This window comes from Serratia sp. CY32780, assembly GCF_052169135.1.
GTDB lineage: Bacteria > Pseudomonadota > Gammaproteobacteria > Enterobacterales > Enterobacteriaceae > Serratia > Serratia sarumanii.
In genome coordinates this window covers 754,590-772,616 of record NZ_JBJNLI010000001.1, presented here as the reverse complement: position 1 = coordinate 772,616, position 18,027 = coordinate 754,590, and the positions used below count along the sequence as shown (strand labels likewise).

The following is an 18,027-nucleotide window of genomic DNA, read 5'->3' as shown; positions in this document are numbered from 1 at the left end:
GGGCCCCGACGCAACCGCTCCGCCGGTAGGGTCAGTGCGCCGCCTCAGCGGGCCGGCAGCACGCACAACATTTCAAACAGCAGGTTGGCCGCCAGCAGCGCCGTGTTGCCGGAGCGATCGTAAGGCGGCGACACCTCCACCACGTCGCCGCCCACCAGGTTCAGCCCATGGCAGCCGCGCACGATCTCCAGCCCCTGCCAAACCGACAGCCCGCCGACCTCCGGCGTGCCGGTGCCCGGCGCGAAGGCCGGATCCAGTCCGTCGATATCGAAGCTGAGGTAAACCGGCGCATCGCCCATCTGTTCGCGGATCTCCGCCATCAGCGGCGTCAGCGACCGGTGCCAGCAGGCCTCGGCCGGCACCACGCGAAAGCCCTGACGGCGCGACCAGTCGAAATCGTCCGCCGCATAGCCGCTGCCGCGCAGGCCGATCTGCACCACTTTTTCCGGCGCCAGCAACCCTTCCTCGAACGCGCGGCGGAAGGTGGTGCCGTGCGCCAGCTGTTCACCGAACATCTCCTCGTTGGTGTCGGAATGCGCATCGACGTGGATCAGCCCGACCGGGCCATGTCGACGGGCGACGGCGCGCAGCACCGGCAGCGTCAGCGTGTGGTCGCCGCCGAGCGTCAACGGCATGCAGCCGTGCGCCAGGATCTCGTGGTAAGCCGCCTCGATGCGCTGCACGCTATCCGCCAGGCTGTAAGGGTTGATGGCGACATCCCCCAGATCGGCCACCTGCAGCCGTTCGAACGGGGCGGAGCCGGTGCCCATGTTGTAGGGGCGGATCATCACCGATTCCTGGCGGATCTGGCGCGGGCCATAGCGGGTGCCGCTGCGGTTGGAGGTGCCGATATCCAGCGGAATGCCGACAAAGGCGGCGTCCAGACCGCGCGCCTGTTCGGCGGCGGGCAGGCGCATCATGGTGGGAATACCGGCAAAGCGCGGCATATCGTTACCGCTTTGGGGTTGGTTCAGCATGGCGTTTCCTTGTCTTGATCTGCGATGAATTGAAACATTTGAGCAACATTCGCAGACTACCCCGTTGGCCACCCCGGCTACCATTCCCGCTTTTGCATGTAAACATCGAAAAACGCGATGCAACTAACCTATTGAAGTATTGATTTTTATTTCCACTTCATGCCATAAGGAAGGCCATATCTTCAGCGCCGCCCCTATTTCTTCGATGTTAAAAATGGGTTAACCGGCCGACGTTCTGCGGAGGGGGAATGCTCACCAACCTAAGCGATATCGATCTGAAACTGCTGCGGGTATTCGTCGCGGTGGCGGAAGCCCAGGGCGTCAGCGCCGCGCAGGAAACGCTGCTGATGAACCAATCCACCATCAGCACTCACCTGGCCTCGCTGGAAACCCGGCTGGGTTTTCGCCTGTGCCAACGCGGACGCTCCGGCTTCCGGCTGACGCCCAAGGGCGAACGCATGCTGATCGCCTGCCGCTCGCTGTTCAACGCCGCCCGCGACTTCACCCGGGTCAGCCAGTCGCTGAACGGCCTGCTGACCGGCGATCTGCAGATCGGTCTGGTGGATAATCTGGTTTCGCTGCCGGGCAATCCGTTCAGCCAGGCCATCAAACACTTCCAGCGCCGCCACCAGGACGTGCAATTGCAGTGCCGCATCTGTTCGCCGAACGAGATTGAGCAAGGGCTGCTGCACCGGCAGCTCGATCTGGGCATCGGCTACTTTGGCCAGCAGTTGGAGGCGTTGCGTTATCAGCCGTGGCTGGAGGAGACGCAGGCGATCTACTGCAGCACGGATCACCCGCTGTTCGCGGTGGAAGAACCGGAGCGCGAGCAGATTGAAAACGCGCGCTGGGTCAAGCGCGGCTACCTGCTGGCGCAGCAGCTGTGCCCGATCGCGCCGCCTCACCTGGCGGCGGTGGCCCACCATATGGAAAGCGTCGCCCATCTGGTGCTGAGCGGCACCTGTCTCGGCTATCTGCCCACCCACTACGCGGCGCGCTGGGTGGAACAGGGGCTGCTGCGGCAGCTGGGCGGCACGGCGCTCTCTTACCGCGCCACGCTTAGCCTGGTCAGCCGCCCCGTCCAGCCCGACGAGGCGTTGAACGCGCTGCTGGAGGATTTGGCGCGCGCCGGCGAAAAAAAAGCCCCGCATGCGCGGGGCCTGACGGACGTTAGCTGACCGGCATGCGCGCCGGATCGGGATACTGGTACTCAAAACCCAGCTCGTTGCAGATGCGGTTGCCGTCCACCAGCCGCTCATCCTGCTCCGCTTCGTCGGCGAACTGCGGCGGCTCCAGGTGCAGCTGCTCGGCCAGCGCCGGATAAAATTCGCGTTTGGCCGGATGACGCGGCGCGCACAGGTTGTACACGTGGCCGCCCTTCGGCAGCTTCAGCAGCAGTTGGATGGCGGCGATGACGTCGTCCTGATGCACCAGATTCACCCCCTGCGAACCGCCCTTCACGTCGAGTTTGCCCGCCAGGAAGCGGCCGGGGTGGCGATCGGCGCCCACCAGCCCCGCCAGCCGCAGAATGTCCACCGAGGTATTCGGCAATTCATGCAGCCAGCGCTCCAGCTCGGCCAGCACCCGGCCCGACGGCGAGACCGGCCGCAGCGGCGACTCTTCGCGCAGCGTGCCGGCGGTTTCGCCGTACACCGAGGTGGAACTGGTGAAGATCACGCGCGGCACGCCGAAGGCCATCGCGCTGTCCACCAGCATGCGCACCGCATTGAAATAGTTCTCGCTGCCTTCGACGGTGCGGCGCGCGGGCAGCGTCACCACCAGCGCATCCACGCGCAGCAGCGATTCCAGATCGTCCGGATCGCACTCCAGCTCCGGCGTCAGCTCCAGTTGATAGCATTCGATGCCGCTCATGCGCGCGGCCTCGACGCCGTCCGGCGTGGTTTTGCTGCCGACCACGTCATACCCGCGGCCCATCAGCGATAACGCCAACGGCATGCCCAGCCAACCCAAACCAATAATGGCTACCTTTTTCATCCTCTTCCTCTCCTGAAGATCGCAGCGCCCTGCCCCTAAGGCTACGCCACTGTGCACGGCGATACAATCTGCCCGGCTTAAGGTTAGGTAAAGCCGTGTGTGGCTAATAACCTAACCTGTTTCAATAAATTAAATTTATGACGTTAAAAAAGGGTTGCGCGGTGGACAGCGGATAGTTTAGCTTAATCGGCATACGGTTTTTACCGGCTTTTGATTAGAGAAAAACACCATGACACGCGTTCAGTTCAACCACCATCATCACCATCACCCTGACTAGTCTTTCAGGCGATGTGTGCTGGAAGACGGTTTGTTAATCTTCCAGTGGCGCGCAGAACGCAAGAGAGAGCCCTCGGAAGATTTCTTCCGAGGGTTTTTTTTTGGCTTCGGACAGACAGAAAGAATATTTTTACAACAAATTCATAAAATTACAGATTAAACAGAGGTTACCATGCTGGACAAGACACGTTTACGGATCGCAATGCAGAAGTCGGGCCGCCTGAGCGAGGAATCCCAGGAACTGCTGGCGCGCTGCGGCATCAAGATCAACCTGCAGCAGCAGCGTCTGATCGCCTTCGCGGAAAACATGCCGATCGATATCCTGCGCGTGCGCGATGACGACATTCCGGGCCTGGTGATGGACGGCGTGGTCGATCTGGGCATCATCGGCGAAAACGTGCTGGAAGAAGAGCTGCTCAGCCGCCGCGCTCAGGGCGAAGACCCGCGTTACTTCACCCTGCGCCGCCTCGATTTCGGCGGCTGCCGCCTGTCGCTGGCCACCCCGCTCGACGCCGAATACACCGGCCCGCAAAGCCTGCAGGACGCCCGCATCGCCACGTCTTACCCGCACCTGCTGAAGCAATACCTCGACAAGCAGGGCGTGCGCTTTAAATCTTGCCTGCTGAACGGTTCGGTGGAAGTGGCGCCGCGCGCCGGCCTGGCCGACGCCATCTGCGATCTGGTCTCTACCGGCGCCACGCTGGAGGCCAACGGCCTGCGCGAGGTGGAGGTGATCTACCGCTCCAAAGCCTGCCTGATCCAGCGCGACGGCGAAATGCCGGAAGCCAAACAACAGCTGATCGACCGCCTGATGACCCGCATTCAGGGCGTGATCCAGGCGCGTGAATCCAAATACATCATGCTGCACGCGCCGAGCGAGAAGCTGGACGAGATCGTCGCGCTGCTGCCGGGCGCCGAACGCCCGACCATTCTGCCGCTGGCCGGCGCGCAGAACCGCGTGGCGATGCACATGGTCAGCAGCGAAACCCTGTTCTGGGAAACCATGGAAAAACTGAAAGCGCTCGGCGCCAGCTCGATTCTGGTGCTGCCGATTGAAAAGATGATGGAGTAACGCCATGTCGACCTTCAACACGCCGATCGACTGGGCAACGTGCAGCGCCGAACGCCAGGCCGAGCTGCTGATGCGCCCGGCAATCGCCGCTTCCGACAGCATCACCCGCACGGTGAGCGAGATCCTCGACAACGTGAAGGCCAACGGCGATCGGGCGCTGCGCGACTATAGCGCCCGCTTCGACAAGGCGGAAGTCGCCGCGCTGCGCGTCAGCGCCGAGCAGATCGCCGCCGCCTGCGCGCGACTGGGCGATGACATCAAACAGGCGATGGCGGTGGCCGTCGCCAACGTGGACACCTTCCACAACGCGCAGCGACTGCCGCCGGTGGACGTCGAAACGCAGCCGGGCGTGCGCTGCCAGCAGGTGACCCGCCCAATCGACTCGGTGGGCCTGTATATTCCCGGCGGGTCGGCGCCGCTGTTCTCCACCGTGCTGATGCTGGCGACGCCGGCGCGCATCGCCGGTTGCCGCCGGGTGGTGCTGTGCTCACCGCCGCCGATCGCCGATGAGATCCTGTATGCGGCACAGCTGTGCGGCGTGCAGGAAGTGTTTCAGGTCGGGGGCGCGCAGGCGATCGCCGCCCTGGCGTTCGGCACCGAAAGCGTGCCGCGCGTGGCGAAGATCTTCGGGCCGGGCAACGCCTTCGTGACCGAAGCCAAGCGGCAGGTCAGCCAGCGTCTCGACGGCGCGGCTATCGACATGCCGGCCGGCCCTTCGGAGGTGCTGGTGATCGCCGATGCCGGCGCCACCCCGGCATTCGTCGCTTCCGATCTGCTGTCGCAAGCCGAACACGGCCCGGATTCGCAGGTGATCCTGCTGACGCCGGACGCGGCGATGGCGCAGGCGGTGGCCGAAGCGGTGGAAAGCCAGCTGGCCGAGCTGCCGCGCGCCGAGACCGCCCGCCAGGCGCTGGCGAGCAGCCGCCTGATCGTGGCGCGCGATCTGCCTGAGTGCGTGGCCATCAGCAACCGCTACGGCCCGGAGCACCTGATCATTCAGACCCGCAATGCGCGCGAGCTGGTGGACGGCATCACCAGCGCCGGCTCAGTGTTCCTCGGCGACTGGTCGCCGGAGTCCGCCGGCGATTACGCCTCCGGCACCAACCACGTGCTGCCGACCTACGGTTACACCGCCACCTGCTCCAGCCTGGGGCTGGCCGATTTTCAAAAACGCATGACGGTGCAGGAGCTGACGCCGCAGGGCTTCAGCAACCTGGCCGCCACCATCGAGACCCTGGCCGCCGCCGAGCAGCTGATCGCCCACAAGAACGCCGTGACCCTGCGCGTCGCCGCCCTGAAGGAGCAAGCATGAGCATCGAAAAACTGGCGCGCGCCAACGTTCGCGAGCTGACCCCTTATCAATCGGCGCGCCGCCTCGGCGGTAAGGGTGACGTGTGGCTGAACGCCAACGAATACCCGATCGCGCCCGAGTTCCAGCTGACCGCGCAAACCTTCAACCGCTATCCGGAGTGCCAGCCGGCGCAGGTAATCGAACGCTACGCCGCCTACGCCGGGGTGAAGAAAGAGCAGGTGCTGGTCAGCCGCGGCGCCGATGAAGGCATCGAACTGCTGATCCGCGCCTTCTGCGAGCCGGGCAAAGACGCCATTCTGTTCTGCCCGCCGACCTACGGCATGTACGCCGTCAGCGCCGAAACTTTCGGCGTGGAGCGCCGCACCGTGGCCGCCAAAGAGGACTGGCAGTTGGATCTGCCGGCCATCGCAGACAGCATGGATAACGTGAAGCTGATCTACGTCTGCAGCCCGAACAACCCGACCGGCAACCTGATCGACCCGGACTCGCTGCGCAACCTGCTGGAGCTGGCCAAAGGCAAGGCGATCGTCGCGGTGGACGAAGCCTATATCGAGTTTTGCCCGCAGGCCTCGGTGGCCGGGTGGCTGAGCGACTATCCGCACCTGGCTATCCTGCGCACGCTGTCGAAGGCCTTTGCGCTGGCCAGCCTGCGCTGCGGCTTTACGCTCGCCAACGAAGATCTGATCGCCCTGCTGCTGAAAGTGATCGCGCCTTACCCGCTTTCGACGCCGGTGGCGGATATCGCCGCGCAGGCGCTGAGCGAAGAAGGTATCCGCACCATGCGTCAGCGCGTCACCGACATCGCCGCCACCCGCAGCTGGCTGCAGCAACAGCTGGAAAAATGCGCCTGCGTCGAGCAGGTTTTCGCCAGCGACAGCAATTACCTGCTGGCCCGCTTCACCGCCTCAAGTAATGTGTTTAAAAGCTTGTGGGATCAGGGCATTATCTTACGAGACCAAAACAAACAGCCCGGGCTGTCCGGCTGCCTGCGCATCACCATAGGCACCCGCGACGAATGTCAACGCGTGGTGGACGCCTTGTCCGCCCTGCCCGGCGCCAACCAGACTCGCCAGGAGCCAATGTGAGCCAAAAAATCCTCTTTATCGATCGTGACGGCACGCTGATCGCCGAGCCACCGGAAGATTTCCAGGTTGACCGCCTGGACAAGCTGGCGCTCGAGCCGGACGTGATCCCTTCCCTGCTGGCGCTGCAACAGGCGGGGTATCAGCTGGTGATGATCACCAATCAGGATGGGCTCGGCACCGCCAGTTTCCCGCAGGAAACCTTCGATCCGCCGCACAACCTGATGATGCAGATCCTCAGCTCGCAGGGCATTCAGTTCGCCGATGTGCTGATCTGCCCGCACCTGCCGGCGGACAACTGCGACTGCCGCAAACCGAAAACCGCGCTGGTGAAGGGCTACCTCGAACCCGGCGTGCTGAATGCCGCCCACAGCTACGTGATCGGCGATCGGCCGACCGACGTGCAGCTGGCGGAAAACATGGGCATCCAGGGGCTGCGCTACCAGCGCGGCGTGCTGGGCTGGAAAGAGATCGTGCGCCAGCTGACCCTGCGCGACCGCCACGCGCGGGTTAACCGCGTGACCAAAGAGACGCAGATCGACGTCAACGTCTGGCTGGATCGCGAAGGCGGCAGCAAGATCAAAACCGGCGTCGGCTTCTTCGATCACATGCTGGATCAGATCGCCACCCACGGCGGCTTCCGCATGGAGATCGACGTCAAAGGCGATCTGTATATCGACGATCACCACACGGTGGAAGACACCGGTCTGGCGCTGGGTGAAGCGCTGAACAAGGCGCTTGGCGACAAGCGCGGCATCGCTCGCTTCGGCTTCGTGCTGCCGATGGACGAGTGCCTGGCGCGCTGCGCGCTGGATATTTCCGGCCGCCCGCACCTGGAGTACAAGGCCGAGTTCAACTATCAGCGCGTCGGCGATCTCAGCACCGAAATGGTCGAGCACTTCTTCCGTTCGCTCTCTTACACCATGGGCTGCACGCTGCACCTGAAGACCAAGGGCAAAAACGACCACCACCGGGTCGAGAGCCTGTTCAAAGTGTTTGGCCGCACGCTGCGCCAGGCGATCCGCGTCGAGGGCAATACCCTGCCGAGTTCGAAAGGAGTGCTGTGATGAACGTGGTGATTTTGGATACCGGCTGCGCCAACCTGGCCTCCGTCACCTACGCGGTGCGGCGCCTGGGTTACCAGCCGGAGGTGAGCCGCGATCCGGAGATCGTGCTGCGCGCCGACAAGCTGTTCCTGCCGGGCGTCGGCACCGCGCAGGCGGCGATGGATCAACTGCGCGAACGGGATCTGGTCGAGCTGATCAAGGCCTGCACGCAGCCGGTGCTGGGCATCTGCCTCGGCATGCAGCTGCTTGCGGCCAGCAGCGAAGAGAACGGCGGCGTGACGACACTCGGCCTTATCGATACGCCGGTGAAGCAGATGACCGACTTTGGCCTGCCGCTGCCGCACATGGGCTGGAATCAGGTGTCCGCGCAGGCGGGCCACCATCTGTTCCGCGGCATCGATGACGGCGCCTACTTCTATTTCGTTCACAGCTATGCGATGCCGATATGCCCCAGCACCATCGCCCAGGCGAACTACGGCGAGCCCTTCACCGCCGCCGTGCAAAAAGACAACTTCTTCGGCGTGCAGTTTCATCCAGAACGTTCTGGAGCGGCCGGCGCACAACTGTTGAAAAACTTTCTGGAGATGTAGGCAGCATGATTATTCCGGCTTTGGATTTGATCGACGGCAAGGTGGTGCGTTTGCATCAGGGCGATTACGACCAACAGCGCGACTACGGCAACGATCCGCTGTTACGCCTGCAGGACTATCAACAACAGGGCGCGCAGGTGCTGCACCTGGTCGATCTGACCGGCGCCAAGGATCCGGCGGCGCGCCAGATCCCGCTGCTGCGCAAACTGCTGGCGGGGGTTAACGTGCCGGTGCAGGTCGGCGGCGGCATCCGCAACGAGCAAGACGTCAGCGCCCTGCTGGAGGCCGGCGCCACGCGCGTGGTGATCGGCTCCACCGCGGTGAAACAGCCGCAACTGGTGCAGAGCTGGTTCGAGCGCTACGGCGCCGACGCGCTGGTGCTGGCGCTGGACGTGCGCATCGACGCGCAGGGCGTGAAACGCGTGGCCATCAGCGGCTGGCAGGAGGATTCCGACGCCACGCTGGAACAGGTGGTGGAGCAGTTCCTGCCCTACGGGCTGAAGCACGTGCTGTGCACCGACATTTCGCGCGACGGCACGCTGGCCGGTTCCAACGTGGCGCTGTATCAGGCGATCAGCCGCCGCTATCCGCAGGTGGCCTTCCAGGCCTCGGGCGGCATCGGCAATCTGGACGACATCGCCCAGCTGCGCGGCAGCGGCGTTGCCGGCGTGATCGTGGGGCGCGCCCTGCTGGAAGGTAAATTTAGCGTTGAGGAGGCGATCGCATGCTGGCAAAACGGATAATCCCGTGCCTGGATGTTAAAGACGGGCAAGTGGTGAAAGGCGTGCAGTTCCGCAACCACGAAATCATCGGCGACATCGTGCCGCTGGCGCAGCGCTATGCGCAAGAAGGTGCGGACGAGCTGGTGTTTTACGATATCACCGCCTCAAGCGACGGCCGGGTGGTGGACAAAAGCTGGGTATCGCGCGTGGCGGAGGTGATTGATATTCCGTTCTGTGTCGCCGGCGGCATTAAAAGCGCCGAGGACGCCAGCCAAATCCTGTCTTTCGGCGCCGACAAGATTTCGATCAACTCGCCGGCGCTGGCCGATCCCGAGCTGATTAGCCGCCTGGCGGAACGCTTCGGCGTGCAGTGCATCGTCGTAGGCATCGACACCTGGTTCGACAGTGAAACCGGCAAGTATCACGTCAACCAATATACCGGCGACGAGAGCCGCACCCGCATCACCCAGTGGGAAACCCTCGACTGGGTACAGGAAGTGCAGCGCCGCGGCGCCGGTGAGATCGTGCTGAACATGATGAACCAGGACGGCGTGCGCAACGGTTACGATCTGCAGCAGCTGCGCCGGGTGCGCGAGGCCTGCAAGGTGCCGCTGATCGCCTCGGGCGGCGCGGGCACCATGGAGCACTTCCTGGAAGCGTTCCGCGATGCGGACGTCGACGGCGCGCTGGCGGCGTCGGTGTTCCACAAACAAATCATCAATATCGGCGAGCTGAAAAGGTTCCTGGTTGAACAAGGCGTGGAGATTCGCGTGTGCTGACAGAACAACAGAACAACCAGCTGGACTGGGAAAAAACCGACGGCCTGATGCCGGCCATCGTGCAGCACGCCGTTTCCGGCGAAGTGCTGATGCTGGGTTACATGACGCCGGAAGCGCTGGCGGCCACCGAGCAGAGCGGCAACGTCACCTTCTTCTCGCGCACCAAGCAGCGCCTGTGGACTAAGGGTGAAAGCTCCGGCCACTTCCTCAAGGTGGTCAGCATCACGCCGGACTGCGATAACGACACGCTGCTGGTATTGGCCAACCCGATCGGCCCGACCTGCCACCTCGGCAACAGCAGCTGCTTCCACCCGGCCGCCAGCGACTGGACGTTCCTCTATCAGCTGGAGCAGCTGTTGGCGGAGCGCAAGCACGCCAGCCCGGACAGCTCGTACACTGCCAGCCTGTATGCCAGCGGCACCAAGCGCATTGCGCAGAAGGTCGGGGAGGAAGGCGTGGAAACCGCGCTGGCCGCCACGGTCAACGATCGCGAAGAGCTGACCAACGAGGCCTCGGATCTGATCTATCACCTGCTGGTGCTGCTGCAGGACCAGGATCTGAACCTGAGCGCGGTGATCGGCCGGCTGCGCGAGCGGCATCAGAAAAAAGCGTGACGTTAACTCGCGCCCAATAAAAAAGCCGCCGGGCGTTAACCTCGGCGGCTTTTTTTATCGCTCAACGGGCGGGCTTATTCCATCCATTCGGTATGGAACACGCCTTCTTTGTCGATGCGTTTATAGGTGTGCGCACCGAAGTAGTCGCGCTGAGCCTGGATCAGGTTCGCCGGCAGCACCGCGGAGCGGTAGCTGTCGTAGTAGGCGATCGCAGCGGAGAAGGTCGGCGTAGGAATACCGTTCTGCACGGCATAGGCCACCACGTCACGCAGCGCCTGCTGGTACTCGTCGGCGATTTGCTTGAAGTATGGCGCCAGCAGCAGGTTGGCGATATCGGCATCCGCCGCGTAAGCGTCGGTGATCTTCTGCAGGAACTGGGCGCGGATGATGCAGCCGGCGCGGAAGATCTTGGCGATTTCGCCGTAGTGCAGATCCCAGTTGTTTTCTTTAGACGCGGCTTTCAGCTGAGAGAAGCCCTGCGCGTAGGATACGATCTTGCCCAGATACAGCGCGCGACGCACTTTCTCGATGAATTCGGCTTTGTCGCCGGTGAACGGTGCCACTTTCGGGCCGGTCAGCACTTTAGACGCGGCAACGCGCTGGTCTTTCAGCGAGGACAGGTAGCGCGCAAACACCGACTCGGTGATCAGCGACAGCGGTTCGCCCAGATCCAGCGAGCTCTGGCTGGTCCACTTGCCGGTGCCTTTGTTGGCGGCTTCGTCCAGGATCACATCGACCAGGTATTTGCCGTCTTCGTCTTTCTTGGTGAAGATGTCTTTGGTGATGTCGATCAGGTAGCTGTTCAGTTCGCCCTTGTTCCACTCGGCGAAGGTTTCGGCCAGCTGCTCGTTGCTCAGGTTCAGCGCCTGCTTCAGCAGGGAATAGGCTTCGGCAATCAGCTGCATGTCGCCGTATTCGATGCCGTTGTGCACCATCTTCACATAGTGGCCGGCACCGTCTGCGCCGATGTAGGTCACGCAAGGCTCGCCTTCCGCAACCGCAGCGATTTTCTCCAGGATCGGCGCCACCAGCTCGTAAGCTTCTTTCTGGCCGCCAGGCATGATGGAAGGCCCTTTCAGCGCGCCCTCTTCACCGCCGGAAACGCCGGTACCGATGAAGTTGAAGCCCTGGTCGGACAGTTCGCGGTTACGACGGATGGTGTCCTGATAGTAGGTGTTGCCGCCGTCGATCAGGATATCGCCCTTGTCCAGGTGCGGAGTCAGCGAGGCAATGGTTTTATCCGTTGCTTCGCCCGCTTTCACCATCAGCAGGATGCGGCGCGGTTTTTCCAGCGATTCGACAAACTCTTCAACGGTGTAATACGGCGCCAGATTCTTGCCCGGGTTCTCAGCGATCACTTCGTCAGTTTTGTCGCCAGAACGGTTGAAAATGGAAACGGTGTAACCACGGCTCTCGATGTTCAGCGCGAGGTTGCGGCCCATTACCGCCATGCCGACAACGCCGATTTGTTGCTTGGACATTTAGGAACTCCTGTCTGAGGATGACCCTGCCGGCAACGTCGGCCAGCAGGTTTTGTGATGTGGCACACATGTTAACTCAGGATTGAGCCGGGTGGGTAGTGATTGGTGCGATAGGTCGACACTCTCTGAGGGTTGATAAGACAATTTTATCTATTCAACGCTTGTTTCAAGCAAAAACGCAAAGCGCTGGTAACGTGCCAGATAAAATGTTTAGAAAAAAGTGAGCGACTACGCATTTGAGCAAGATGCAATGCTTTAAATTGAGGCAAATAAACAACGTTTATCCCTAACTCCCGCCTCGCTCGCCAGCAAATGTCAAGATCTTCACAGTACATGTAGTAGCGCGTATCAAATCCGCCCAGCTCTCGATAGCATTTGGCAGTAAACAGTAAAAACGAGCCTGCTGCCCATTCAACTTCCGTATCCTGAGTAATTTTGTCTTTATCGTAGATAGACTTATTTTTCTGCAGCAAGAATGAAACCGCAAAGCTGCTAATGGTTGGGAAATGCCTTATCCCTTTGTCATAAATAGTAAAATTTTTATCGTTGAAGAGATTGATCGCAACTAGCGAGTATGTGTTTTGTTCCGCGTGCAACAGCAGTGCTGCCAGCACAGATGGTTCGATAAAAACATCAGGGTTAAGCACCAAAAAGCGATCCCCATCACGCATTCCTAACTCTTGCTGGCACCAAGTGAAAATATAGTTATTGTTTGCGCCAAACCCCATAGGCTGATCAACAAGATAATGAATGCCAGACTCCTGACAATATTCCTGAAGTTCACGCTGTGGCTTGTTATCTTTCAAAACGACAATGTAGTTGTTTGAGGCCAGCAGTTTTAGACATCCCTCATCAATGATCATGTTGCCATGACCGTGAGATATAACTGAAATGAAGCACCGACATGGCTCAACTAAAGATTCAGGCATAAAAACTCTAATATAAGAAATACAAGGAAATAGTTCTCGTAATGGTTGTTCTTGCAACCCCACATTTTAGCAAGAAAAGCTGCCAAAGCACAAAACGTCGGGATCTTAACATCCTCTCCAAAAATTTCTTATCCTCTTTTTTGAGTTCCCCACCGTATATCTCATAGAAACTTATCGCCTGCTCAATCACTAACCGATTCTGATGTGCAACTGAGGGCAGCCGCATAAATTTTGCCAGAATACGTTTCAATCCATAGCCACTGCTGCCAACCACGTTATTCGCATGTTGCCGATACTTTATCAATCGTTCAGGAAGGAACACCAACCTTCCAAAAGTGGTAGCCAGCAAACCCAGCCACCAATCATGCATCAACATATGCTGGCTAGGGCGAAGATGCTTAAGCAGTGATCGATTCACCATCACAGTTGCACCCTGGATACAGTTTTGGAAAAGCAAGCGAGGAAACACCAACTGGTGATCAGGATTAAGTCGCTCATTCTGTAAAAAAGAAGCGCTCAAGAAGCGAAGTTCGCTGTCAACTAATTCAGCATCTGAAAAGATTAATAACGGCACGGACTCATCGCCGATTTGGCTGACCGCTCGCTGATAATATTCAATTTTATCAGTTACCCAAACGTCATCCTGATCGCTCAAAAAGACGTTCGTTGCCGTCGTCAAAGAAAGCGCATGCAGGAAATTATGCGCGGGCCCTTTTGGGCCCGCAACACGCTGCTGCACATCGAACGGAACTGACGTCGTTGCAGCGAAATTAGCAATCAATTTCAGCGTATTATCCGTAGAACCATCGTCACTGACAATGATCCTCCGCGGAGAGATTGTCTGGCCGACAATTGAGGCAAGCTGCTCGACAATGTAGCGTTCACCGTTGTAAGTACACACCACAACTTCGTAATCAAACACTCATCGAGCTCCCGGCAGATAAGATTTTACCGTCCATTTGAGTTTCCGAAGCAAGGAAAAAATCGTAGGGTAGTCGCGATGCAATTTATTGATAACACGCTGACGAAAATGTGCATACCGATTTAGAGAGGGAATGCCCGCCTGTCCCCCCTGCTGCGCCTGGCGCAATGACTCCTCATAGAAGAGCCAAAAGCGCTCTGTCTGCGCCTTAAGTAAGGTAACCGAGGTAATAACTCCCGATGCAATAAGCTGCTCGCACGCTGCTGAAAACTCTTTGGAACTGCTTTCCCAATCCGGCCACTTTTCAGCGGTAGCCAAAGCATTTGCTTTCAATTGAGCCAGCTCATCAGGGTTATCCTTAAGGCGGTTTATAAACTCGATGATTTCCTGGTTTTGGCGGCTGAAAGACACCAGTCCATTGACATTATGCTCAATATATTCGTCGTAACCAGTCACATCATAACTGATGGAGGTGCCACCAGTATGATAAATCTCCAACGGGGGGCCAAACATTCCTTCAACGGTGGAAAGTTTAACCAAAACATCGCAAGAGGCGTAAATACTACCGATCTCAGAAATTGGCACACGGCTAAACAGACGATCAACGTTCGGGTAAGCACCAATTTCAGTCGATGTGACAAACCAGACTTCATCAGCACGAGACTGCCGGCACAACTCAACTGCAAGTTCCGTATTTTTAAAGCTGACGTTTAACGGACCTTCCACTAATACACGTAGCTTTTCAGACGCTCGAGGCACCTTTGGTTTAATCTCATCATTAAAATAAGCCTTGCTAATTCCATTTCTGACCAATAACGCATCTTGGTCAAAATGTTCTTTAAGGTATTCTTTAATCCATGTCGCTTCAGTGATAAAATTAACATGCAAGCTATAAGTCAGATCGACAAGCGTGCGTAAAGTCACTTCATCTTCCGGATAGAAACGCGACTCGATGGATTGAACAAAAAATGCATATTTCTTGGCATTGATTTTGTTGAGATAAAATACAGTACGCCACCAAGTCGCAATAACCAGATCAAACTTTTTTTCAGCAGCTTCAGCATAATCCATCCAAGTCAGTTTTTCTGCACCTGGAAACCACTCTAACCGCTTATTGTTTGGTTTATCCTCAGTGATAATCGTGATATCGTCACCATTCTTTCGCATACGCGTAGCATGTTCAAAAATGACATTAGTGCCGCCACTGATATCCGGACTCCATAGTAAAAAAGCAATTTTACTCATTATTTAGCCCCTTTAAACTTTATTTTTTTCACCAAAAAATAAGGATATTTCAAATACCATACGCCATTTGCATGGAAATCCAGAGGTTTCCACCAAGCAGAACCAATGGTGTGTCGAGGATTTCTCACCAAGCGCTTAAAATAAGACAGGGGGGAACGTTTACTCTGCCCAAAGGAGCTAAAGTTGAATACGCCAAAATTCTCATAGTGTTTGATCAACGAAAATTTTTCACGTTCAACCCGACTCGGCAACATCACGCCACGAAAGTAAAACTTTTTAACCGCTTTGCTGATCTCATGATCAGATAGCGAATAAACACGCTCTATTTTTGAAAAACCATTGAATTGATGCAATGCACGCTCTTGGAATGGCGCTATTTGCTCATAGAAGAAAGCGAGCTCTGAGTCGTTATGGTCGAAAACAAAATTATCGATGTCAACACCATATCTCTTTAGGCTGCCATGCGAGGCCCCCATAAAAACTTCAAAACCGGCACGGAACTCGTTAAACATATCATCACCAAGGCGCTGCCCCCACTGATGATCAAACAGCAGCCCCTCTTTAATATTGTTCTTATGGGTTTCAGCCCCATCCAATATACCGAAATAGTAACCAGACATATTGCGCTGGGTCGCTTTTACCAAATTATCTTGAATACTACCCTTCCAGCCGACATCAACAACATGAACCCATTCATCATGTTTTTCTGCCATCAACGAGTCACAGTAGTCATTGAGATAGATATTCTGTTCTTTGCGCTCGCGTTCATAGATAGCCTTAAAGAATTCATCATCTATTAACGCAGAAAACGCCGGCAATCCAGCAATATTCAAATGCTGCTCTTCAAAATCCACCTGAGGAAAACGCACTTTAAGCTCAGATACATAATCATCGAGATTAATGCTTTTCAAAAAGGCAGTCAGGCTACATGAACCATACTGATATAATAACTTGTTGAATGTGCTGCCACTCAGAGGCCCCAATGAAGGCAAGTAGGTTGCTCGACGCGACACATACATATAATGACTAGTAATACGCGAAAAATTTTTCGGCAAACTAGCTTGAAATTTGTCAAACGCCTTTTGAAGAAACTCGCCTTCCCTTGCAAAAAAATAAACGTTTTTAGCTTGGTTTATCACCAAAGACCAATAGAGCCGACGCGTGAATAAATAAATTGCACTACTTACCCAGTTAAAGCTGAAATTATCTTCAGCGATCACCCGATTAACTTTGTTCTCCACCGCAAGGCGCTCACGATCCGCCAGTAGGCTCTCATCATATCGGTGTTGATCCACAGGCAAATGATGCGCAAACAGCCCCCTGGCTGTCGACATAGCAACATCACTGTGTGCATTGTCGCCCAACATAATCGTCTTTTTAACATTCAAACCTAATCTTGCAATAACCACATCATAAGCTCGCCCTTCTTTCTTCGTTCGCTTATTTTCGCTGGAAACGAAGAATCCATCAAAAATATCATCAAACCCATGACATTTGGCAAAATAAACAATTGATTGTTGATCTAAATAAAAATCAGAAACCAAATAAATACGTCTACCTTTCGCTTTTTCAGCTCTCAGCATGTCCAACGTTGCTACTATTGGTTTTTGCACAGATAGCTCAATAGCCAACTCTAGATCGCGGCAAAAAGCAAGGAAGGTGTCACTTTCTGGCAATCGAGCCGCAATCTGCGCACGTTGAAGTTCATAATACAAGGCAAGCGACATATCATCATAACGGAATTCAGCGTCATCGCCTTGCATTTGACTACTGGCGCACAATCCCGCTTCGATTCTTAAACGTAGAGCATATAGATCCTCTACGGATAGACAAATACGATATGAATCCACGAGAGCGGCAGCCCATTTACGTTTCACGACTTCAGGGTGGCAACTACGCTCGACTACAGTATCAAAAAAATCGACCAGAATGGTTTCGATATTATCGGCAATCGTGACAATCATTGTAGATATAATCCATTCACAGAGTTATTGGTTCGAATTTTGCTTTGAAACGCTTTCCAGCTGTTCCTTAAGCATCTGAATAATCCGCTCTGCCTCAGACAAAGCTTGATCTCGGGAACGGACCATCTCTTCCGTGTCCCTGAATGCTTGCATTCTTTCTTCAGAGATGCGCTCTGCCTGTTCTTTATAATATGTTACTTCATTGATTCTTTTTTCAGCCTCAAGCAACAACTGCCAACGTTGTTCAGCCAAGCGTTCTGCAAACTCCAAACTTTGACGCAATGGAGAGACCAATTCTTGGTCATATTCTATGCGACTCATACCTGTAAATAGCGTATTCTTATTATAAATAGCGTCAACATTAGATGAAATCGCAATGAAAGAACCGTTCATTACGTTCTTGTTTTTTGCATTAAATACCGCAGGCGGCATCTTTTGATCTTGAAATGTATGCACTATAGAGACGAGTTCTTGAGCGATAACAGCAATATCAACATGCGAAAATTGGGCTTGCAACAATGTTTTCAAAGCTTCTAAAGAGAAGGCTTGAATATGGTAAGGGTTAGGCCCATACAAACTGACACAAAAATTCTCGTAATCTTTAGTTGGCACAGAGCAAATAAATATCCCATTTGGTTTCAGCACGCGTTTGACTTCTGCAATCGCTAATTCAGGTTGCTCAAGATGCTCCAACGTTTCTAAGGAAATAAATGTATCGACGCTACAATCATCGAACGGCAAGGCTAAAATCGAACCATACTCAAAACGAGAATCCGTCGTATTGTGCTCTTGTGCATAGGCGATTGCCTCTCGATCAACATCCAACCCTGTGTAACTGACTACAGCAGGGTTAGACAAGATGATAGGTGCCGAATATCCGATACCGCATGCACAGTCAACCACAACTCCCTTGGCAAAACTGGCAACGTACTGATAACGCTGGTGATGTTCTTCTCTTAAAAACTGCAACTTAAGAAGATCGTTCTCAATCCGTTCCATA

Annotated in this window: 18 protein-coding genes and 1 other annotated feature; of the genes, 10 read left to right on the top strand and 8 right to left on the bottom strand. The window is 56.2% G+C overall.

The annotated features are described in order from the left end of the window. Nucleotides 1-44: 44 nt before the first annotated feature. Complete coding sequence (speB, locus tag ACJ8HH_RS03800; protein WP_060387490.1) at nucleotides 45-977, bottom strand: agmatinase; 933 nt, start codon at nucleotides 975-977, stop codon at nucleotides 45-47. A 248-nt stretch (nucleotides 978-1,225) separates the two neighbouring features. Between speB and ACJ8HH_RS03795 the strand changes: the two genes are divergently transcribed. Continuing rightward, nucleotides 1,226-2,155: a LysR family transcriptional regulator gene (locus ACJ8HH_RS03795; RefSeq protein ID WP_060425583.1), complete on the top strand. Its 930-nt coding sequence runs from the start codon at nucleotides 1,226-1,228 to the stop codon at nucleotides 2,153-2,155. On the opposite strand, the gene ACJ8HH_RS03790 is transcribed toward ACJ8HH_RS03795, so the two are convergent. Continuing rightward, nucleotides 2,148-2,972, bottom strand: a complete 825-nt coding sequence (locus tag ACJ8HH_RS03790; RefSeq protein ID WP_039566785.1) for an SDR family oxidoreductase — start codon at nucleotides 2,970-2,972, stop codon at nucleotides 2,148-2,150. The genes ACJ8HH_RS03795 and ACJ8HH_RS03790 overlap by 8 nt on opposite strands. Before the next feature lie 229 nt (nucleotides 2,973-3,201). On the opposite strand from ACJ8HH_RS03790, the gene hisL reads away from it, so the two are divergent. The 9 genes from hisL (at nucleotide 3,202) to hisIE (ending at nucleotide 10,486) form a co-directional block, all read left to right on the top strand. Then, complete coding sequence (gene hisL / locus ACJ8HH_RS03785; protein WP_100396937.1) at nucleotides 3,202-3,249, top strand: his operon leader peptide; 48 nt, start codon at nucleotides 3,202-3,204, stop codon at nucleotides 3,247-3,249. Further along, nucleotides 3,225-3,351 (top strand) — a sequence feature (His leader region). Its footprint overlaps the gene before it by 25 nt. Nucleotides 3,352-3,420: 69 nt before the next feature. After that, a complete protein-coding gene (gene hisG, locus ACJ8HH_RS03780) occupies nucleotides 3,421-4,320 on the top strand; it encodes an ATP phosphoribosyltransferase (RefSeq protein WP_033646732.1) in 900 nt (299 codons plus the stop codon). Between the two features lie 4 nt (nucleotides 4,321-4,324). Beyond that, nucleotides 4,325-5,632 (top strand): histidinol dehydrogenase, encoded by a 1,308-nt coding sequence (gene hisD / locus ACJ8HH_RS03775; RefSeq protein ID WP_039566788.1) that lies wholly within the window; start codon nucleotides 4,325-4,327, stop codon nucleotides 5,630-5,632. Next, nucleotides 5,629-6,717, top strand: a complete 1,089-nt coding sequence (gene hisC, locus ACJ8HH_RS03770; protein ID WP_442520213.1) for a histidinol-phosphate transaminase — start codon at nucleotides 5,629-5,631, stop codon at nucleotides 6,715-6,717. Before hisD ends, hisC begins: the two co-directional genes overlap by 4 nt. Beyond that, complete coding sequence (gene hisB, locus ACJ8HH_RS03765) at nucleotides 6,714-7,781, top strand: bifunctional histidinol-phosphatase/imidazoleglycerol-phosphate dehydratase HisB (protein WP_033637767.1); 1,068 nt, start codon at nucleotides 6,714-6,716, stop codon at nucleotides 7,779-7,781. The genes hisC and hisB overlap by 4 nt, the downstream gene beginning before the upstream one ends. Next, entirely contained in the window at nucleotides 7,781-8,371 is a 591-nt protein-coding gene (hisH, locus tag ACJ8HH_RS03760) for an imidazole glycerol phosphate synthase subunit HisH (protein ID WP_033646739.1), read from the top strand. Before hisB ends, hisH begins: the two co-directional genes overlap by 1 nt. 5 nt (nucleotides 8,372-8,376) lie before the next feature. After that, complete coding sequence (gene hisA, locus ACJ8HH_RS03755) at nucleotides 8,377-9,114, top strand: 1-(5-phosphoribosyl)-5-[(5-phosphoribosylamino)methylideneamino]imidazole-4-carboxamide isomerase (RefSeq protein WP_043147048.1); 738 nt, start codon at nucleotides 8,377-8,379, stop codon at nucleotides 9,112-9,114. Further along, nucleotides 9,096-9,872 carry an imidazole glycerol phosphate synthase subunit HisF gene (gene hisF / locus ACJ8HH_RS03750; RefSeq protein WP_033637764.1) on the top strand — a complete coding sequence of 259 codons (777 nt, stop codon included), beginning with the start codon at nucleotides 9,096-9,098 and terminating at the stop codon, nucleotides 9,870-9,872. The genes hisA and hisF overlap by 19 nt, the downstream gene beginning before the upstream one ends. Then, a complete protein-coding gene (gene hisIE, locus ACJ8HH_RS03745; protein ID WP_060451429.1) occupies nucleotides 9,866-10,486 on the top strand; it encodes a bifunctional phosphoribosyl-AMP cyclohydrolase/phosphoribosyl-ATP diphosphatase HisIE in 621 nt (206 codons plus the stop codon). The genes hisF and hisIE overlap by 7 nt, the downstream gene beginning before the upstream one ends. Nucleotides 10,487-10,560: 74 nt before the next feature. On the opposite strand, the gene gndA is transcribed toward hisIE, so the two are convergent. The 6 genes from gndA to ACJ8HH_RS03715 all read right to left on the bottom strand — a co-directional run bounded on the left by gndA (nucleotide 10,561) and on the right by ACJ8HH_RS03715 (nucleotide 18,026). Next, a complete protein-coding gene (gene gndA, locus ACJ8HH_RS03740) occupies nucleotides 10,561-11,967 on the bottom strand; it encodes an NADP-dependent phosphogluconate dehydrogenase (RefSeq protein WP_049212993.1) in 1,407 nt (468 codons plus the stop codon). A 146-nt stretch (nucleotides 11,968-12,113) separates the two neighbouring features. Beyond that, nucleotides 12,114-12,830, bottom strand: a complete 717-nt coding sequence (locus ACJ8HH_RS03735) for a glycosyltransferase family 2 protein (RefSeq protein ID WP_080281272.1) — start codon at nucleotides 12,828-12,830, stop codon at nucleotides 12,114-12,116. Nucleotides 12,831-12,903: 73 nt separating this feature from the next. Beyond that, nucleotides 12,904-13,818: a glycosyltransferase family 2 protein gene (locus tag ACJ8HH_RS03730; RefSeq protein WP_050438915.1), complete on the bottom strand. Its 915-nt coding sequence runs from the start codon at nucleotides 13,816-13,818 to the stop codon at nucleotides 12,904-12,906. Next, nucleotides 13,819-15,063: a glycosyltransferase family 4 protein gene (locus ACJ8HH_RS03725; protein ID WP_033646744.1), complete on the bottom strand. Its 1,245-nt coding sequence runs from the start codon at nucleotides 15,061-15,063 to the stop codon at nucleotides 13,819-13,821. Beyond that, nucleotides 15,063-17,027: an HAD family hydrolase gene (locus ACJ8HH_RS03720; RefSeq protein WP_033646747.1), complete on the bottom strand. Its 1,965-nt coding sequence runs from the start codon at nucleotides 17,025-17,027 to the stop codon at nucleotides 15,063-15,065. The genes ACJ8HH_RS03725 and ACJ8HH_RS03720 overlap by 1 nt, the downstream gene beginning before the upstream one ends. Nucleotides 17,028-17,051: 24 nt before the next feature. Next, the gene (locus ACJ8HH_RS03715; RefSeq protein ID WP_050438916.1) at nucleotides 17,052-18,026 is read right to left on the bottom strand and encodes a methyltransferase domain-containing protein; all 975 of its coding nucleotides are present in this window, start codon (nucleotides 18,024-18,026) and stop codon (nucleotides 17,052-17,054) included. Between the last annotated feature and the right edge of the window lies 1 nt (nucleotide 18,027).

Bases quoted from the DNA above. Each gene is read 5' to 3' on its own strand.
- speB (WP_060387490.1), bottom strand. From the start codon at position 977: ATGCTGAACCAACCCCAAAGCGGTAACGATATGCCGCGCTTTGCCGGT.
- ACJ8HH_RS03795 (WP_060425583.1), top strand. From the start codon at position 1,226: ATGCTCACCAACCTAAGCGATATCGATCTGAAACTGCTGCGGGTATTC.
- ACJ8HH_RS03790 (WP_039566785.1), bottom strand. From the start codon at position 2,972: ATGAAAAAGGTAGCCATTATTGGTTTGGGTTGGCTGGGCATGCCGTTG.
- hisG (WP_033646732.1), top strand. From the start codon at position 3,421: ATGCTGGACAAGACACGTTTACGGATCGCAATGCAGAAGTCGGGCCGC.
- hisD (WP_039566788.1), top strand. From the start codon at position 4,325: ATGTCGACCTTCAACACGCCGATCGACTGGGCAACGTGCAGCGCCGAA.
- hisC (WP_442520213.1), top strand. From the start codon at position 5,629: ATGAGCATCGAAAAACTGGCGCGCGCCAACGTTCGCGAGCTGACCCCT.
- hisH (WP_033646739.1), top strand. From the start codon at position 7,781: ATGAACGTGGTGATTTTGGATACCGGCTGCGCCAACCTGGCCTCCGTC.
- hisA (WP_043147048.1), top strand. From the start codon at position 8,377: ATGATTATTCCGGCTTTGGATTTGATCGACGGCAAGGTGGTGCGTTTG.
- hisF (WP_033637764.1), top strand. From the start codon at position 9,096: ATGCTGGCAAAACGGATAATCCCGTGCCTGGATGTTAAAGACGGGCAA.
- gndA (WP_049212993.1), bottom strand. From the start codon at position 11,967: ATGTCCAAGCAACAAATCGGCGTTGTCGGCATGGCGGTAATGGGCCGC.
- ACJ8HH_RS03735 (WP_080281272.1), bottom strand. From the start codon at position 12,830: ATGATCATTGATGAGGGATGTCTAAAACTGCTGGCCTCAAACAACTAC.
- ACJ8HH_RS03725 (WP_033646744.1), bottom strand. From the start codon at position 15,063: ATGAGTAAAATTGCTTTTTTACTATGGAGTCCGGATATCAGTGGCGGC.
- ACJ8HH_RS03720 (WP_033646747.1), bottom strand. From the start codon at position 17,027: ATGATTGTCACGATTGCCGATAATATCGAAACCATTCTGGTCGATTTT.
- ACJ8HH_RS03715 (WP_050438916.1), bottom strand. From the start codon at position 18,026: ATGGAACGGATTGAGAACGATCTTCTTAAGTTGCAGTTTTTAAGAGAA.